17 protein-coding genes and 1 pseudogene are annotated in these 14,003 nt (G+C 55.4%); 11 read left to right on the top strand and 7 right to left on the bottom strand.

Features of this window, described 5'->3' with window-relative positions; all coding sequences use genetic code 11:
• The first annotated feature begins 11 nt into the window (after nt 1-11).
• From HWU94_RS01930 to HWU94_RS01905, 7 genes and pseudogenes are all read left to right on the top strand, one after another.
• On the top strand, nt 12-1,145 hold the full coding sequence (locus tag HWU94_RS01930) for an RHS repeat-associated core domain-containing protein (protein ID WP_185174077.1): 1,134 nt from the start codon (nt 12-14) through the stop codon (nt 1,143-1,145).
• A 49-nt stretch (nt 1,146-1,194) separates the two neighbouring features.
• Complete coding sequence (locus HWU94_RS01925) at nt 1,195-1,551, top strand: hypothetical protein (protein WP_185174076.1); 357 nt, start codon at nt 1,195-1,197, stop codon at nt 1,549-1,551.
• A 22-nt stretch (nt 1,552-1,573) separates the two neighbouring features.
• Nucleotides 1,574-1,855 carry a hypothetical protein gene (locus HWU94_RS01920; protein WP_185174075.1) on the top strand — a complete coding sequence of 94 codons (282 nt, stop codon included), beginning with the start codon at nt 1,574-1,576 and terminating at the stop codon, nt 1,853-1,855.
• A gap of 211 nt (nt 1,856-2,066) precedes the next feature.
• Nucleotides 2,067-2,636, top strand: a pseudogene (locus tag HWU94_RS11740) (RHS repeat-associated core domain-containing protein); the annotation flags it as partial.
• An 18-nt stretch (nt 2,637-2,654) separates the two neighbouring features.
• Nucleotides 2,655-3,728 carry a hypothetical protein gene (locus tag HWU94_RS01915; protein WP_244955996.1) on the top strand — a complete coding sequence of 358 codons (1,074 nt, stop codon included), beginning with the start codon at nt 2,655-2,657 and terminating at the stop codon, nt 3,726-3,728.
• 66 nt (nt 3,729-3,794) lie between these two features.
• On the top strand, nt 3,795-4,187 hold the full coding sequence (locus tag HWU94_RS01910) for a hypothetical protein (RefSeq protein WP_185174073.1): 393 nt from the start codon (nt 3,795-3,797) through the stop codon (nt 4,185-4,187).
• A gap of 313 nt (nt 4,188-4,500) precedes the next feature.
• Nucleotides 4,501-4,929, top strand: coding sequence for a hypothetical protein (locus tag HWU94_RS01905; RefSeq protein ID WP_185174072.1), 429 nt, complete (start codon nt 4,501-4,503; stop codon nt 4,927-4,929).
• 104 nt (nt 4,930-5,033) lie between these two features.
• Here the strand turns inward: HWU94_RS01905 and HWU94_RS01900 are convergent, their stop codons facing one another.
• From HWU94_RS01900 to HWU94_RS01890, 3 genes are read right to left on the bottom strand one after another with little or no spacing between them, the layout of a single operon-like run.
• Nucleotides 5,034-5,417 carry a hypothetical protein gene (locus HWU94_RS01900; RefSeq protein WP_185174071.1) on the bottom strand — a complete coding sequence of 128 codons (384 nt, stop codon included), beginning with the start codon at nt 5,415-5,417 and terminating at the stop codon, nt 5,034-5,036.
• 42 nt (nt 5,418-5,459) lie between these two features.
• Nucleotides 5,460-6,383, bottom strand: a complete 924-nt coding sequence (locus HWU94_RS01895; protein ID WP_185174070.1) for a transposase — start codon at nt 6,381-6,383, stop codon at nt 5,460-5,462.
• A complete protein-coding gene (locus HWU94_RS01890) occupies nt 6,380-6,700 on the bottom strand; it encodes a transposase (protein WP_185174069.1) in 321 nt (106 codons plus the stop codon). The genes HWU94_RS01895 and HWU94_RS01890 overlap by 4 nt, the downstream gene beginning before the upstream one ends.
• Before the next feature lie 2 nt (nt 6,701-6,702).
• On the opposite strand from HWU94_RS01890, the gene HWU94_RS01885 reads away from it, so the two are divergent.
• The 3 genes from HWU94_RS01885 to HWU94_RS01875 all read left to right on the top strand — a co-directional run bounded on the left by HWU94_RS01885 (nt 6,703) and on the right by HWU94_RS01875 (nt 8,576).
• Nucleotides 6,703-7,146 carry a hypothetical protein gene (locus HWU94_RS01885; RefSeq protein ID WP_185174068.1) on the top strand — a complete coding sequence of 148 codons (444 nt, stop codon included), beginning with the start codon at nt 6,703-6,705 and terminating at the stop codon, nt 7,144-7,146.
• Between the two features lie 71 nt (nt 7,147-7,217).
• Nucleotides 7,218-7,958, top strand: a complete 741-nt coding sequence (locus HWU94_RS01880; protein ID WP_185174067.1) for an HAD family phosphatase — start codon at nt 7,218-7,220, stop codon at nt 7,956-7,958.
• A gap of 27 nt (nt 7,959-7,985) precedes the next feature.
• Nucleotides 7,986-8,576: a hypothetical protein gene (locus HWU94_RS01875; protein WP_185174066.1), complete on the top strand. Its 591-nt coding sequence runs from the start codon at nt 7,986-7,988 to the stop codon at nt 8,574-8,576.
• Between the two features lie 194 nt (nt 8,577-8,770).
• On the opposite strand, the gene HWU94_RS01870 is transcribed toward HWU94_RS01875, so the two are convergent.
• The 4 genes from HWU94_RS01870 to HWU94_RS01855 form a co-directional block, all read right to left on the bottom strand.
• The gene (locus tag HWU94_RS01870) at nt 8,771-9,370 is read right to left on the bottom strand and encodes a methionine ABC transporter permease (RefSeq protein ID WP_185174719.1); all 600 of its coding nucleotides are present in this window, start codon (nt 9,368-9,370) and stop codon (nt 8,771-8,773) included.
• Nucleotides 9,371-9,429: 59 nt separating this feature from the next.
• On the bottom strand, nt 9,430-10,482 hold the full coding sequence (locus HWU94_RS01865; RefSeq protein WP_244955995.1) for a methionine ABC transporter ATP-binding protein: 1,053 nt from the start codon (nt 10,480-10,482) through the stop codon (nt 9,430-9,432).
• Nucleotides 10,483-10,673: 191 nt separating this feature from the next.
• Entirely contained in the window at nt 10,674-11,528 is an 855-nt protein-coding gene (locus HWU94_RS01860; RefSeq protein ID WP_185174065.1) for a MetQ/NlpA family ABC transporter substrate-binding protein, read from the bottom strand.
• A 558-nt stretch (nt 11,529-12,086) separates the two neighbouring features.
• Nucleotides 12,087-13,805 carry a long-chain-fatty-acid--CoA ligase gene (locus HWU94_RS01855; protein ID WP_185174064.1) on the bottom strand — a complete coding sequence of 573 codons (1,719 nt, stop codon included), beginning with the start codon at nt 13,803-13,805 and terminating at the stop codon, nt 12,087-12,089.
• A 47-nt stretch (nt 13,806-13,852) separates the two neighbouring features.
• Here HWU94_RS01855 and HWU94_RS01850 point away from each other — a divergent pair, with 47 nt between their 5' ends.
• Nucleotides 13,853-14,002, top strand: a complete 150-nt coding sequence (locus HWU94_RS01850) for a hypothetical protein (protein ID WP_185174063.1) — start codon at nt 13,853-13,855, stop codon at nt 14,000-14,002.
• Nucleotide 14,003: the final 1 nt, after the last annotated feature.

Raw genomic sequence — 14,003 nt, 5'->3', positions numbered from 1 at the left:
TTGCTGGGTCTTTGCAGGTTGCTGGCCTGGAGATTCTGGGTGTGCGTGTGTATGACCCGGTAGCTCGTGGGTTTATTTCTCCTGACCCGCTGGCCTCGCCGGTGGGTGCTGGTTGGGGTGCGAATGTGTATGCCTTTGTGGGTCATGATCCGGTGGGGTTGGTGGATCCGTGGGGTTTGTCGCCGATGACCGCTTCTGAGTTTAGGGAGTATCGGGCTGATACTCGGGGCCGTGCTGGTGAGCGGATTGTCTCTGGCATGAAGTCAATGGCCTCATCAGCCGTTGACTGGGTGAAAGACAACTGGGTGGGAATCGCCATGGTTGCCGGTGGCATTGCTGCTACCGCTCTGCTGGGGCCCTTGGGTGCTGCTATTGTTGGCGGCGCCCTGATATCAGGCGGCATTTCAGCGATGACCAATAAGAACGCTGATGGGTCCATTAACTGGGCTGCTGTTGGTAAGGACGCTCTGTTTGGTGCTGTATCCGGTGGCGCGGCTTATAAGGTGATGGGCTGGGCAGGTAAGGCTCTTGCCCCGAAGTTCTCCAAGGTTGCGGATGCTGCTAGGAGTAGGGCTAGTGGGTTCTTGAATAAGTCCACCGCTCACGCCAATAAGACTGATAATTTGGGGTTCTTGCGTATTCCTGGTTCTAAGACGTACCACAATTGGCGTGCGGGGGTGAATGAGGCCAAGTATGCAAAGTTTGATGCTAAGGCTACCTTGTGGGGTAATCGTGCTGATGTGGCTGGGGATGCTGCGAGGTTTGGTGAGACCTTCTTGGGTAAGGGTGTGAATGGTTCTGCTGCTGGTGGGGTGTCGAATGGGTTGGCTTATACGATGCCGGAGACTGGTAGTTATAGTGTGCGTGAGGATTGGAATGTTGGGGGTATGGCTGTGGCTACTGGTGGTGGTAGTTTGATGGGTGGTTTGAAGCCGGTGGTGCCGAAGCATGATAATGCTGTGGTGAATTATGGGATTGACCGGGTGAAAGATTATGTGGTGGGTGCGGGTAACGCTATGGTTTTGACGGCACCGTCTGACTGGAACTTCGGAGATCTTAACGATAAAGGAATGAAAGCTGTAGGAAAGGGTATGGCTACCGGATTGGGTAAGTCTGGTCGTAGGGCTTTGAGCTCTGATGATTAGGTAAGAGTTTTTGTGTGGAAGGAGTGTTATGGGGCGGAAGAAAAGTTCTGTGGCTGGGAATATTACTGCTGTTATTGCTCTAATAATTGTTATTACGGTAGCAGTGCTCTTGTATATCAATGATCGGGATGCGACTTATAAGGTGTGTACCGTGTCATCGGTCAAGATGGTGTCGGACTCATCTGGTGGTGCGCCATCTACGTTTTTGCGTGTTGAAACTGAAGAATGTGGTCTTTTGAGCGTATCCAATATGAGTATGCCTGAGGGGATGAATAAGGCTGGGTTGGCTGAGTTTCTTGAGGCTAATATTGGTAAGAAGTTTGAGTTTCAGGTTGGGGGTCTTTCTATGATGGGTAATGATGCTTATAGTTCGGAGGGTATTACTTCGACGACTCCTGTTGAATAATTTTTTGGAAAGGTAAAGCGTTATGCTTCTTGGTGTGCTTGCTGCTTTGATGGTGGCTGGTGTGAATATTCCTTTGGCTAATATGTTGGCGGGGCGTACTTCTAGTGCGCTGAAGTTTGGTCTCTTGTATTTCCCTTTGGGTTTGGTGAGTGTGGTTCTTGGGTTTGTTCTTTTGTCCTTGTTTTTGACGTTTTCTGCTCAGGTGTATTGGTTTGTTGGGTTGATGACCTATGCCTCGATTGGTGGGGATAAGGTGCGTGGGTTGCGTGCTAGGCGTATTGCGGGGTCTGGTGATGTGGCTTAGGTTCTGAGCTGATAGTTGTTTCTGTTGGGGTGTTGGCTGGGGTCGCGTCGTCCTGACAGGAGTACAGTTCTGCTCCTTTGTAGCGCATTTACCTTCTGCTTCACCTGCCTACCGCGTCTTCGTGTTTAATGCTGGTGGTGTTGGTCAGCAGATTTCTCAGGTGTTTAGGAAGGTGGCGACGAATCCGGCGACGAAGGATTTAGTGCCGAGGATGGTCTCGGGGTTGAAGCAGACTCAGATTGGTTTGCAGCAGCAGGCTGCGCGGTATAGTTCTTGGGCTTCGAGGGTTGGTTCTGTTGGTTTTCGTGAGAGTGTTGATACGTCGTTGACGTATAATGCTGGGTCACCCACTACGATGTGCACCCTGACCTGGGATCCGGTGGCTTTCACCCCCACCGTACTGGGTGTCAACAACACCCTTGTGTCGCTGGGTGCTTTAGCATCCGTGGACGCTGTGGGTGGGCGCGGAAAAGACCCCTTTGGGCTCTCCCCGGTCGTCACAGGACTCGCCACTGCCACGGGTAGTGATGCTAGCGCTGATGCTCAAGGGCTCTTCGGCACCGCCACCACCGGCATCGGCAGTATCCCTGGGGCACCCGGTCTTGGCCTGACCCGTGCTGGATCCTTACAGGTAGCTGGCCTGGAGATTCTGGGTGCTCGTGCTTATGATGCGACCACTCGTGGGTTTATGTCCCCTGACCCACTCACCTCACCGGTCGGTGCTGGCTGGGCTACTAATGTGTACTCCTTTGCCGGCAACGACCCGGTGGGCCAGGTGGATCCGTGGGGTCTGTCCCCCATGACAGCAGCTGAGTTTCAGGAGTATCGCCAAGATACTTCCAAACGAGCAGGCGAACGCCTCTACCAGCGCGCCGAACAATTCCTCAACGACCACGCAGGACTCATCGCAGCAGCCACCATTGTGGCAGGCATTGCTATCATGGCAACTGGCCCCCTCGGATGGGTCGGCATGGCAGCAGTAGGCGGACTACTATCCTTCGGCGGATCTGTCGCAACCCAAAAACTCTTCGGCGGAAAAGTAAACCTCAAAAAGTCCCTTATCGACGGCGCAGTAGGCTTCGTCGGCGGTGGACTAGGAAAACTAGCCAGCATGGGGACCTCAGCACTAGCATCCTCTAGGTTGGCCAGCACTTTCACTAACAGTACCGCTATCACTAAAATCGGTTCAGCGCTCTCGAGCACGCGTTCTGGGGTTACGGGAGCTTTCGGGGCTGCACGGTCCTGGGTTGCTCCTGCAGCATCAAGAGTGGCGTCCTTTGCCTCGCCGTTGACTTCCCGTATCTCTTCAGCTGTTGCGCCGATGGCATCGAAGGCACAACCTGCTGTGCAGGTTGCCGGTCAGTGGGGTAGGAATATAGCCGGGCAGTACACTAGTGCTGGGGTAGTGAATGAGGCGACTGAGGGCGCTGTTTCTGGTGCGGTGAATAATGCTGGTGGTTACTGGTTTAATGCTGAGAATGGGTATAAACCTACGGTTTCTGGTGCTTTGCATTCGGCGGGGACTGGTTTTGGGATTGGTATGTTAACACCGGCTGTTGGTGGAGGTACTGTTGTGTCTCGAGGAGCACAAGGTATAGAGAAGGTGGCGATTGACCGAATAACTGATTTTTCCGCTGGTGGTACCAACTATTTGTTATCTCCGAGCAATGACAATCAAGAGAAAACTCCTATGAAATTTATTGAAGAGGGGCTCAAAAACTCCTTGGCTGGCGGTTCTATATCTTCTGGAAAGTCTATTGATACAAGGATGAGTCAGATAATTGATGATGCAGTTCCCAACCACCTGGATGGTGTGAGCTTGAGTCGTCGCGATCTTCTGACAGGAAATATTCCAGAAGCGTCAATGGATTAAGAGAGTCAGTAATTTATAGAAAAAAATAATCAAGAAAATAAAATAATCACCAATCACCACCACGTCATGAAGCAGGGTATCAATCACAGGCCTGGTGGTAAATTATTTACTTTTATTCTTATTGGATTTTTGATTATTATTGGCGGATATTATCTGATTAACTTAAAATTTGACCGCCCTATTGACTGCACTGTTATCAGTGCTACAGGAAGTAACGGCGGAGGAGGCATAAAAACCTCAAGTTCCAGTCCGAGTGTAACCGTTACTACACAAGACTGCGGAAATATTGTGTTCGTACGAATGCACAACGATGGTTTTGATACTGCCCAAGATTTAGCTGATGAGCTGAACAAGAAAAGTGGCGAGAAAGTTCGTTTCCATGTTGGGCCAATCCGCTTGTTTTCATGGCCTTATGAAGCTAAAGCTGCTGACCTCGATGGGCATCCAATTCAGAAATAAAATATTCTGGACTACCTTATGAAACGAATTATCTGATTTCACCGAGCAACGACAATGAAGCAAAAGACCCCCGTAAATTCGTAGAGGAAGGCTTTAGGAACGCTCTTACCGGCGGAGCAACATCCTCCGGTAAATGGGGTGAACAGACCTCCAGTGCCGCTATTCATAGAGCAGTCCCGGATCATTTACAGGGTGTGGAAGTTTCTCGTCGTGATTTTATCACTGGTGATTTACCTGCTCCTCCTAGTGTTTCTGGTGGGGATGGGCAAGGGTATGATCAGAGGCATCAGTAGGTAGTGAGGAAGTAGTTGTGATGACAGAACGTGTTAATCAGAACCGTGAGGGTTCAACGGCTGAAGGCCCTGGGGTGGCCAGCCCAAGGGTACAAAAAATAGCAAAAATTGTTCTCTATAGTTTTGTTATTTTAGTCTTTGTTTATTATTTCGGTGATAGACAGTTCTACCGCACCATTGATTGCACTGTCACCAGTGCAGAAGCAATCAGCGGTGGAGGCGGGGTGCGGTCTTCCTCTTCACGACAAAGCATTAATACCGAAACCGAAGAATGCGGACTACTAGTATTCGTAGAAATGCAGAATGAGGGTTTTGATACCGCCCAGGATCTAGCGGATGAGCTAAATCGTCATCAGGGTGAGAAGCTCAGGTTTCGTGTGAGTTACTTGCACCTTGGGCATTATGAGGCTCGTGCTGTGGAGTTAGAGGGTTACCCTATTCGTGACTAACCATTCCTTCTAATCATTGGTTTATAAGGTGTAAAGGACGCTGGCGGTTCTGCTTAACTTATTTTAGGCAGGGCTACTAGCGTCTTTAGTAAGAATCAGCGACCCTATTCGATACCTTCGACCTTGAACACCGTGGACAAATTACTTTGCAATTGGATATCACCGAACCCAAAACCTAGCCTCTTGCCTTGAAACTCGTTAATGTGCTCTGCCATTCGTTCCAGTTCTGCGCCTGGCTTGCTGATCTCGTAGACGAGAGTGCCGCAGTCAGAGGTGTAGATGGAGAGTTTGGTGGAAGTCGTGACTGTCCGTGTTTCTCGCGCTGTAGCCTCGGTGACGGTGCACGATCGCATGGTGTAGTGGGTTTGGTTGTATTTGCTGATGAGTGGGGTGGAGAGCATGAATAAGACACCAGCAAAAAATAAAACGATTAATACTCTAGCCACATACGTACCCCAGGTTTTAGGTTGTTTTTCTTGCTCGTTCACTATTCCATGTCCCTTTCAAAGCCACTACCAATAACGGCAATTCTATTTATCCTCATTAGAACTCTCCATATGAGCTACAGCCGTATCAACCCCGACAAGACCAACCTCACCAGCTCCCAGCTGAACACCAGGAGACAACGAAGAGGCACCAATAATTGACGGTCCTTCAACAGCTTTTAGCTGAGAAACTTTAGGATGCGAATTAGCCGCTCCCTTTGCTGAGTTTTCAAGACCCTTGATAGCTACATCTGTGAGTGTAACGTCCTTCTCCTGAGGGGTGAGAGCATACGTCGAAGCACCATTTATAGCATCTGCTAAACGCTCAGAAGTAAACTCACGAACTTTGTCAGACGATACAGCACGGAACGCCCTGTTATTCCCCAAAGCATTTAGACCTTTAGAGCCGTACGGGGTAACAGCATTCATCACACCACCAACACCAGCAGCCTGCACAAAACCACCAGCACTATGCTTCACATCAGAAGTCGCATAGTTCAAAGTATTCTCTGTAGACCCCTCCGCATACATCGACACAGCTTTACCCTGCCACGAACCAGCAAAATTCTGTGCGTTACCCCAACGTGTAGCACGTGCACCCCAGGTATTAGAACTCTGAGCTAAACTCGTTCCTCGCAGGTCATGCAATACACTCTTTGCTTTAGTCCATCCTTTAGAAAGGGGCTGTTTAAGCCAGCTCATTGTCCCTGCTTCATCTGCTAGAGAACCGGCACGCCTCATGGCGTGCCACATTTTCCGCACACCATACACGCCATAATTCTCTTCATGGATTTTCACCAGTTCAGGAATCAGAAGTTGGTCCTTCAAAGTACGTGCTGCAGGAACACGAGCCTTAGCGGCGCGGTAGCCGCGTGAGGTGATGAAACCACCAGCGAGGTTTTCTTGTAGTGCGGTGCAGATGTTCTCAACCCCGAAACGATTCCTATACCTATCGATATAGCGGATCATGATCGGGCTGGACGGTCGAGTTCTGCCGCGAAAAAAGCTGATGCTGTTCGTAGAATCTCGTTGGTTCGCTTGAGCTCGGCGTTTTCTTTGCGCAGGCGTCGGTTTTCGGCTGCCATATCTGTGGTGATTCCAGGCTGGGTGCCGTTATCGATTTCGGCTTGTTTATGCCATTTTCGTAAGGTTTCAGGGCCGATGCCGAGGCGTTCTCCGGTGTTTCGGCAGGCGGTGTAGATGCCTTGGTTTGGGTTGTTTTCGAGGTGGTCGGCCAGTAGGCGTAGGGCTCGTGTTTTGAGTTCGGCGGGGTATTTGGTGGGCATGGGTGAAGTTCCTTTGTTCTTTTGTTTGTTTCCAATGTACGGGGTCGGAACTAAACCCAGTACATATCAATTCATACAATCAGGAACTACGCCTAACCCACATCACCCAAGAAAAGAAAGGACTTTTTGGTAAAACCAAGAAAATTCATTACATCCGAATAAGCGCCGGTAGCACATGGGCTGAATTTAGCACCCACGAACTCACTAAGAAATTCTTCAATAGCAAACAGATGGCTGAGTCGGAATTCTCTCCAGACGGCCCAGCATTTATCGCAAATGTAGATTGGGCCCCAAAGACGTCCTTATTCGAAAAACAGGTAGCAGGCGTTCCGGAACACTGGTGGGTGCTTTGTTTTATGAATCTCGACCCCAAAGCTGTTCACGCAGCTTTTTCGCCACAAAAATTTGAGGAATTCTTAGAGCAGGTCCACTCCGAATCCTTCTAGAAAGAGGGGCGCCCCACTCATAATCCACGCCGCAGGTGCTCCCGCCCACCCCGGTATGAGAGCATAGAACCATGTTTGAACTTCACTCAGCCCCCGCCCACTTTGCCCCCTCCTGCGCCGTCTTCGACTGCGACGGCGTCCTGCTCGACTCAGAAACCCTCTGGGGCGAAATCCAGACCGAAATGTTCAAGCACTACCGGGTAGACCTCACCCCCGAGCTCAAAGCCTCCCTCGTCGGCATCTCCGCCGGCGACCTCGCCGACCGCCTCTCAGCGCTCACCCCGCTGGCGTCCGAATTCGACGGCTCCCCCGAAGCCTTCCGCGACAGCGTCTACACCACCATCACCACCACCGAATTCGACATCATCGACCGCGGTGTCACCGCCATCGACGGAGCCCTCGAAGCCATCAAACTGCTCTCAGCAAAAATCCCCGTGGCGGTAGCGTCCAACTCCGGCAGCAAACTACTGACCAAAAAACTCACCCATTTCGGCTACGCCCCCTACCTGGACACCTGGGTCTCCTTCCACGACGTCGAAGAAGGCAAGCCCGCCCCCGACATCTACCTCGAAGCAACCCACCGCCTGGGCTTCGCCCCCGAGCAGACCCTCACCGTTGAAGACTCCGTCACCGGCATGACTGCCGCAACCAACGCTGGCACCAACTGCCTGATTTACCAGGCAGAGCCGGACGCCGCCACCCCCACTCCCCTACTGACGGCAGGTATCGGGCGGTTCAGTTCCTTCACCGACCCCGACTTCCTCGCCCAGCTCGACGCCTGGGTAGGGCACCTGCCCGACCGCGACCGCTAACCCCCACCACCTTCTCAAGGACGAGCAGTGACAGACTCCGAGCAGAACGAGCAGAAACGTCCCTCCCGCTACGGCCGCCGCCTCGAAGACCTCAGCGACGACGAACGTGCCTACTACCGCGAATTCCTCCCACCCCAAGCCTTTACCGGGGAGCAGGGAGCGGGGCAGGCGTCCACCCCGCTAGAGTCAGCGGACGCCGCCCACCCGGCACGGACGGACCCCAACAGCCAGCGAGGCAAAAGGCCCCGCAGCCGCTGGTACTGGCTACCGCACTCCCTCACTATCGTGGCGGTGATTCTGGCGGTGGCCTCTTTTCTGGTGGTGCCCGCCATCTACAGCGACGCAACCCCGGAGCTACGCCGTAACTACGTGATTATGTGGGCTGAGCTTGCCTTCTTCTTCCTGCTTTTTGCGGCCCTGCTGTACGGGATCTTTGCGCTCTCGCGGTTCACCGACCACGACGATGAGGATGACGAGCGGCTCATGCGCCCCACCGATTTTGCTGAGCGTCTCTACGAGCAGGAGCTTGAGCGCGGCGCTGGCCGAAACGGCGGGAACGGGCCGAGCTCGGACGGGCTCTACGACTCATCCTGGATTAGCGGCAAGAAAAACGACTAGAGAGTAAAAGGGCCGGATCCCGGAGGGGAACCGGCCCTTAGCTATCCCGTTTTAGGCGGTGGGATAACAGAAGAGGACGCGCGGATGCGCTTGGAGCCGGCTGGCTGGGGCTGGCATGAATTGCTTGTGAGCGTCAGCGAACCAGCAAGAAGGTTAGCCGGCAAAAGCGCATCCGCGCGTCCTCCAGAACAGCCTTATCGGCGCATGACCTTGCGGGCCAGCATATTGCCCACCAGCTGGATTAGCTGCACCAAAATAATGATTACGGCAACAACAGACCAGGTAATGACTTCGTTGAAGCGCTGGTAGCCGTCCACTAGGGCGACCTTACCCAGGCCGCCACCGCCGATGTAACCGGCCATAGCCGACATGTCGACTACTCCGATGACCAGGAAGGTGTAGCCCAGGATCAGCGGACCGAGGGCTTCGGGGATCATGACGGTGAAGAGGATGCGCATCTTGGAGGCACCCATGGCACGGGCTGCTTCAATGACGCCGGGGTCGATGGAGACCATGTTCTGCTCGACGATGCGGGCGATGGCGAAGGTTGCGCCGAAGACCATGGCGAAGATTGCGGCGTTGACGCCCAGGCGGGTGCCGACCACCATCTGGGTTAGGGGGCCCAGAGCTGCGAGCAGAATGATGAAGGGGATGGGGCGTACCACGTTGACCACGACGTTCAGCAGGATGTTGACGAAGCGGTTAGCCAGGATGTTGCCCTGGCGGGTGGTGTAGAGCAACAGACCGAAGATCATGCCTAGGGCACCAGCGACCAGCATGGTCAGTGAGACCATGTAGAGGGTGTCGCCGAGGGCGGGGATGAGTTTGTCGGTGACGAAGGTTGAGTCCACGGTTAGCGTACCTCCTGCACGCGGGTGACGGTCTTGAGCTCAGCGACCACGGCATCAAGGCTGGTGACGTCACCGAGCAGTTCGAGGGTGAGGTTGCCGTAGCTCTTGCCCTGCAGGGTTTCGAGGCCGCCCTGCACGATGTTGAAGGAGACGTTGCGGGAGCCCAGGTAGGAGAGTACCTTGCCGATGCCGTTGTTACCTTCGGTGATTTCGATGTTGATGAGGTAGCCCTTGTGGCGGGCTTTGAGGTCGGCGGCTTCGTCGCCTACGGGCAGGGACTTGACGGTGGTGCCGACGAAGCGGCGGGCGACCTCGGTTTGGGGGTTGGAGAAGACGTCGTAGACATTGCCTGATTCGACAACTCGGCCGTTTTCCATGACGGCTACGCGGTCGGCGATGGTCGAGACGACGTCCATTTCGTGGGTGATGACGATGACGGTGATGCCCAGCTCAGCGTTGACCTTTTTGAGCAGGTCGAGCACTTCAGCGGTGGTTTCGGGGTCCAGGGCGCTGGTGGATTCGTCGGCGAGCAGCAGGGAGGGCGAGGTGGCGAGGGCGCGGGCGATACCGACGCGCTGCTTCTGGCCGCCCGAGAGCTGGTCGGGGTAGTTTTTGGCCTTGTCGGCGAGCCCTACGAAGTCGAGCAGTTCGGAGACGCGTTCGGCGCGCTTGGCCTTGTCCCAGCCCGCAACGATGAGCGGGAATTCGACGTTACCGGCGACGGTGCGGGAGTTCATGAGGTTGAACTGCTGGAAGATCATGCCGATGTTGGTGCGTACCTGACGCAGCTGTGATTCGCGCTTGCCGGCGATTTCAAAACCGTCGACGGTGAGTGAGCCGGAGGTGATGGCTTCTAGGCCGTTGATTAGGCGTACCAGGGTTGATTTACCGGCACCGGAGTAGCCGATGATGGCAAAGATTTCACCCTTGTTGATGGTGAGGTCTACGCCGTTGACGGCGGTGACGGTTTTTTTGCCGACCTTGAACTCTTTGGTCACGTTGTTCAGCACGACCATGGGCTGGGGCCCGGTTGGCTGTAGTCGCTGTTCGGTCATGTCTTCTTCTTCGGTTGGGGGCTTGCTGTGGCTGCGGGCGGACGCACCTGCTGGGGTGGGTACACAAAGCGGCAGCCGCTGCGGAGCTAGAGCTGGGCACCGGACGGGGCCGAAGTGTCTAGCCTACCGCAGGTTGGCTGCCGCTTATGGGGTGCGTGAGCTAGCTCAAGGGTGAGCTTTCACCTAGTGTTTTAGCCGTTGCGCTTCTGCTCTTCGAGGGTTGCCAGGGTGGAGCGCAGTTCGGAGACGTCGGTGGTGACTTCAACTGCGGTGCCCTGGGTGTCTTCCTGTACCACGGCCTGAACTTCTTCGGTGTGGTAGAGCTCTACGATCTTCTTGTAGGTCTCGTTGTCGGCGTTGTCGGCGGTGGCGACGAAGAGGTTGACGTAGGGGCGGGCTGACTCGTTAGAGGGGTCGTCCTGGGCCAGGGCGTCCTTGGGGTTCAGGCCGGCATCCTTGAGGAAGTCGTTGTTGATGACGGAGCCGTCAACGGATTCGAGGGCGAGCACGGTCTGGGCTGCATCGACGGGGGTGACGGTGACCTTGGAGGCAGCGGTGTCGACGTCGTCAACGGTGGGGCTGGTGGTTTCTGAGGTGAAGGAGACCAGGCCGTTAGCTTTGAGCAGCAGCAGGGCGCGTGCTTCGTTGACGGTGTCGTTGGGGATTGCGATTTCAGCGCCCTGGGGCAGTGCTGAGATGGAGTCGTGCTTGTTGGAGAACAGCGCCATGGGGTAGATAACGGTGGGGCCTACGATCTGCAGGTCGTCGTTAGCTTCTACGTTGTAGTTGGAGAGGTAGGCGATGTGCTGGAACCAGTTGAGGTCAATTTCGCCGGAGCTCAGGGCGGGGTTGGGCTGGGTGTAGTCGGAGAATTCAACGATTTCGATGTTGATTCCCTCTGCCTTTGCGACCTCAACGAGCTTGTCATTGGAGGGGTCGGTGCCTACTACGCCGATTTTGACGACGTCGTCGCTGGAGGATGAGCCGCAGGCTGCAAGACCGAATGCGAGGGGTACGAGAGCCAGAGTGGCAACAAATTTCTTCACGGCTATGAATCTTTCTGTTGAGAAATAGTGGTGTGTGCGGCCACGGTTCAGCGGCACCGTCTCTAGCGCTGTGTGCTGATGTGGTTTCGGGCGTCCAGGCTAGACGCCTCTTCTATTAGAACACTGTGGCGCCACCGCTCCCCAATACGGCTTCTTTTTGGGTCATATGTCACGTGTATGACCGCAACAAAAAGTTACGGCGTCATAAAACGTCACAAAAGGGAAGTTGGTTTACCGTGAACGCTCCGCAGCTTTGCTTGGTCGCCATGTACGATCAGTAAGTACATGAGGTATTGATAGGGGCACTGATGCCACGCACCATTCTTTTTCATTCGCTTCGCCATCTCACCCTGCAGAGCAGCCCCACAGTCTGGGTTCTGGCGGAGGGCGAGCGCCTGCTGGCCATGGGCGAAGGTGAGAGCTGGCGGGAGGAGCTGACGGCAGATCAGCTGGCCTCCACCCAGGTGCGCGAGGCCCACGGTGCGGGCGGGCCGCCTTCGCCCTGCTGGGGGCGGACGGCTCCCTGCAGGGCGTGTTTCAAGCGCGAGCCTGCATAGCCTAGCTGTACTTGGCTTCGAGGCTTTCGCGCACCTTGCGGCGCAAGGTCTTGCCCAGCATGGAGCGGGGCAGTTCGTCAACCTCGTAGTAGTTCTTGGGCACCTTGTAGCGGGTCAGGCGCTCGTAGCAGTGCTGTTTGAGCTCTTCGGGGTCGATGGCGTGGCCCTCGGCGGGGATGATTGCGGCGGTGACCTTTTCGCCGCCGGAGCCGTCCGGTAGGCCAACTACGGCGCAGTCCGCTACCGAGTCGTGCTGTTTGAGCACATTTTCAACCTCGGTGGGTGAGACGTTGAAGCCGCCGGTGATGATGACTTCCTTGATGCGGTCAACGATTTCGATGAAGTAATCGTGGTCCAGACGCACGATGTCGCCGGTGCGTAGCCAGCCGCCGGGTAGCAGGGCTTTGCTGGTATCTTCGCCGCGTTTCCAGTAGCCGCGCATGACCTGGGGGCCACGTACCAGCAGTTCGCCTTCGGCGCCGTCAGGAACGTCTTTGAGGGTTTCGGGGTCGACCACGCGGATGTCGGTGGAGGGGAAGGGTACGCCGATTGAGCCGGCTCGGCGGGTGGAGTTCAGGGGGTTGCAGGAGACCAGGGGTGAGCACTCAGAGAGGCCGTAGCCTTCAACCAGCATGCCGCCGGTGGCTTCTTCCCATTCAGCAACCAGGTCGGTGGGCAGGTGCATGGCACCGGATACGGCGTAACGGATGCCTTTCATGGAGACACCGCGCTTTTTAGCTTCTTCGAGCATACGGCGGTAGACCGGGGGCACAGCGGGGAGAATCGTGGGGGTGGTTCGTTTCATGGCCCGGAAGATGAGGTCCATATCTACAGTGGGGAAGAGCACCAGGCGGGCCTTACAGACCGCTGCGATGGTCTGGCCCAGGGTCATGCCGTAGGCGTGGAAGAGGGGCAGGACGGCGTAGATGACCTCGTCGTTGCCGGGCTGGATCCATTCCTCACCCATGCGTCCGTTGGATTCGAGGTTGCGGTGGGTGAGCATGACGCCCTTGGGTAGGCCGGTGGTGCCCGAGGTGTACTGGAGCAGGGCCAGGTCGTGGGCTGTGGGGCGGTGGTGGTCGGCGGCAAGGGGGCTGTTCTTCATGAACTGACGCCAGGGGGTGGTGCCGCGGGCGGTGCCTTCGAGCTTTTCGCGGGAGGCCTTGAGGCTGCCGATGGGCAGCTTGAGGGCGGTACGCATGGTGAAGGGCATCTCTTCGATCATGTTGACCGCGTAGATATTCTTGGGGCGGATATCGGCGGGCAGGGAGGTGATGTTGTCTGCAATCTTGTCCCAAACGATGGCGGCCTTGGCACCGTGGTCTTCGAACATGTGGCGCAGCTCGGCGGAGGTGTAGAGGGGGTTGTGCTCAACAACGACAGCGCCCAGGCGCAGAATCGCGTAGAAGGCCACGATGTGCTGGGGGCAGTTGGGAAGGACGAGAGCCACACGGTCACCGTGCTGAATACCGGCCTTGCGTAGGCCTTCGGCAACGCGCAGAATCTGGTCACCCAGTTCACCGTAGGTGGTGGTGGCCCCGAAGAATTCCAGGGCAATTTTCTGGGGAACGGTGCGCACGGCTTCAGCCATGAGGTGGCTCAGCGAGGTTTCAGGCAGAGCAACGTCTCTGTTGCTTTCTGGCCGATAGTTCTTGACCCAGGGGCGATGTGCCAGGGGGAAGTCGTTGTCGTTGTGGGGTGAGTTTTCGGCTGACTGCATACACACGATTGTGCCACAGCGGGGCTAGAGCTGACATACTTAGGGGTATGACTCGACGTAGAAATGACGATATTAGCCCCGAGGAATTCCGGGAGCTCATGCGTGAGATTAATAAGCGCATGATTATTGCCGGCATCATTGTGATTGGGGTTGGCCTAGCGATTATTGGTGTGATGACCCTGGCGTATGGAGGCTAGC

Source organism: Rothia nasimurium, from assembly GCF_014217215.1.
Classification (GTDB): domain Bacteria; phylum Actinomycetota; class Actinomycetes; order Actinomycetales; family Micrococcaceae; genus Rothia; species Rothia avistercoris.
This window is presented reverse-complemented; position numbering and strand designations above follow the sequence as displayed.

Excerpts from the sequence above, each read along its gene's own strand:
- HWU94_RS01920 (WP_185174075.1), top strand. The coding sequence starts at position 1,574 with ATGCTTCTTGGTGTGCTTGCTGCTTTGATGGTGGCTGGTGTGAATATT.
- HWU94_RS01915 (WP_244955996.1), top strand. The coding sequence starts at position 2,655 with ATGACAGCAGCTGAGTTTCAGGAGTATCGCCAAGATACTTCCAAACGA.
- HWU94_RS01910 (WP_185174073.1), top strand. The coding sequence starts at position 3,795 with ATGAAGCAGGGTATCAATCACAGGCCTGGTGGTAAATTATTTACTTTT.
- HWU94_RS01905 (WP_185174072.1), top strand. The coding sequence starts at position 4,501 with ATGACAGAACGTGTTAATCAGAACCGTGAGGGTTCAACGGCTGAAGGC.
- HWU94_RS01895 (WP_185174070.1), bottom strand. The coding sequence starts at position 6,383 with ATGATCCGCTATATCGATAGGTATAGGAATCGTTTCGGGGTTGAGAAC.
- HWU94_RS01890 (WP_185174069.1), bottom strand. The coding sequence starts at position 6,700 with ATGCCCACCAAATACCCCGCCGAACTCAAAACACGAGCCCTACGCCTA.
- HWU94_RS01880 (WP_185174067.1), top strand. The coding sequence starts at position 7,218 with ATGTTTGAACTTCACTCAGCCCCCGCCCACTTTGCCCCCTCCTGCGCC.
- HWU94_RS01870 (WP_185174719.1), bottom strand. The coding sequence starts at position 9,370 with ATGGTCTCACTGACCATGCTGGTCGCTGGTGCCCTAGGCATGATCTTC.
- HWU94_RS01865 (WP_244955995.1), bottom strand. The coding sequence starts at position 10,482 with ATGACCGAACAGCGACTACAGCCAACCGGGCCCCAGCCCATGGTCGTG.
- HWU94_RS01855 (WP_185174064.1), bottom strand. The coding sequence starts at position 13,805 with ATGCAGTCAGCCGAAAACTCACCCCACAACGACAACGACTTCCCCCTG.
- HWU94_RS01850 (WP_185174063.1), top strand. The coding sequence starts at position 13,853 with ATGACTCGACGTAGAAATGACGATATTAGCCCCGAGGAATTCCGGGAG.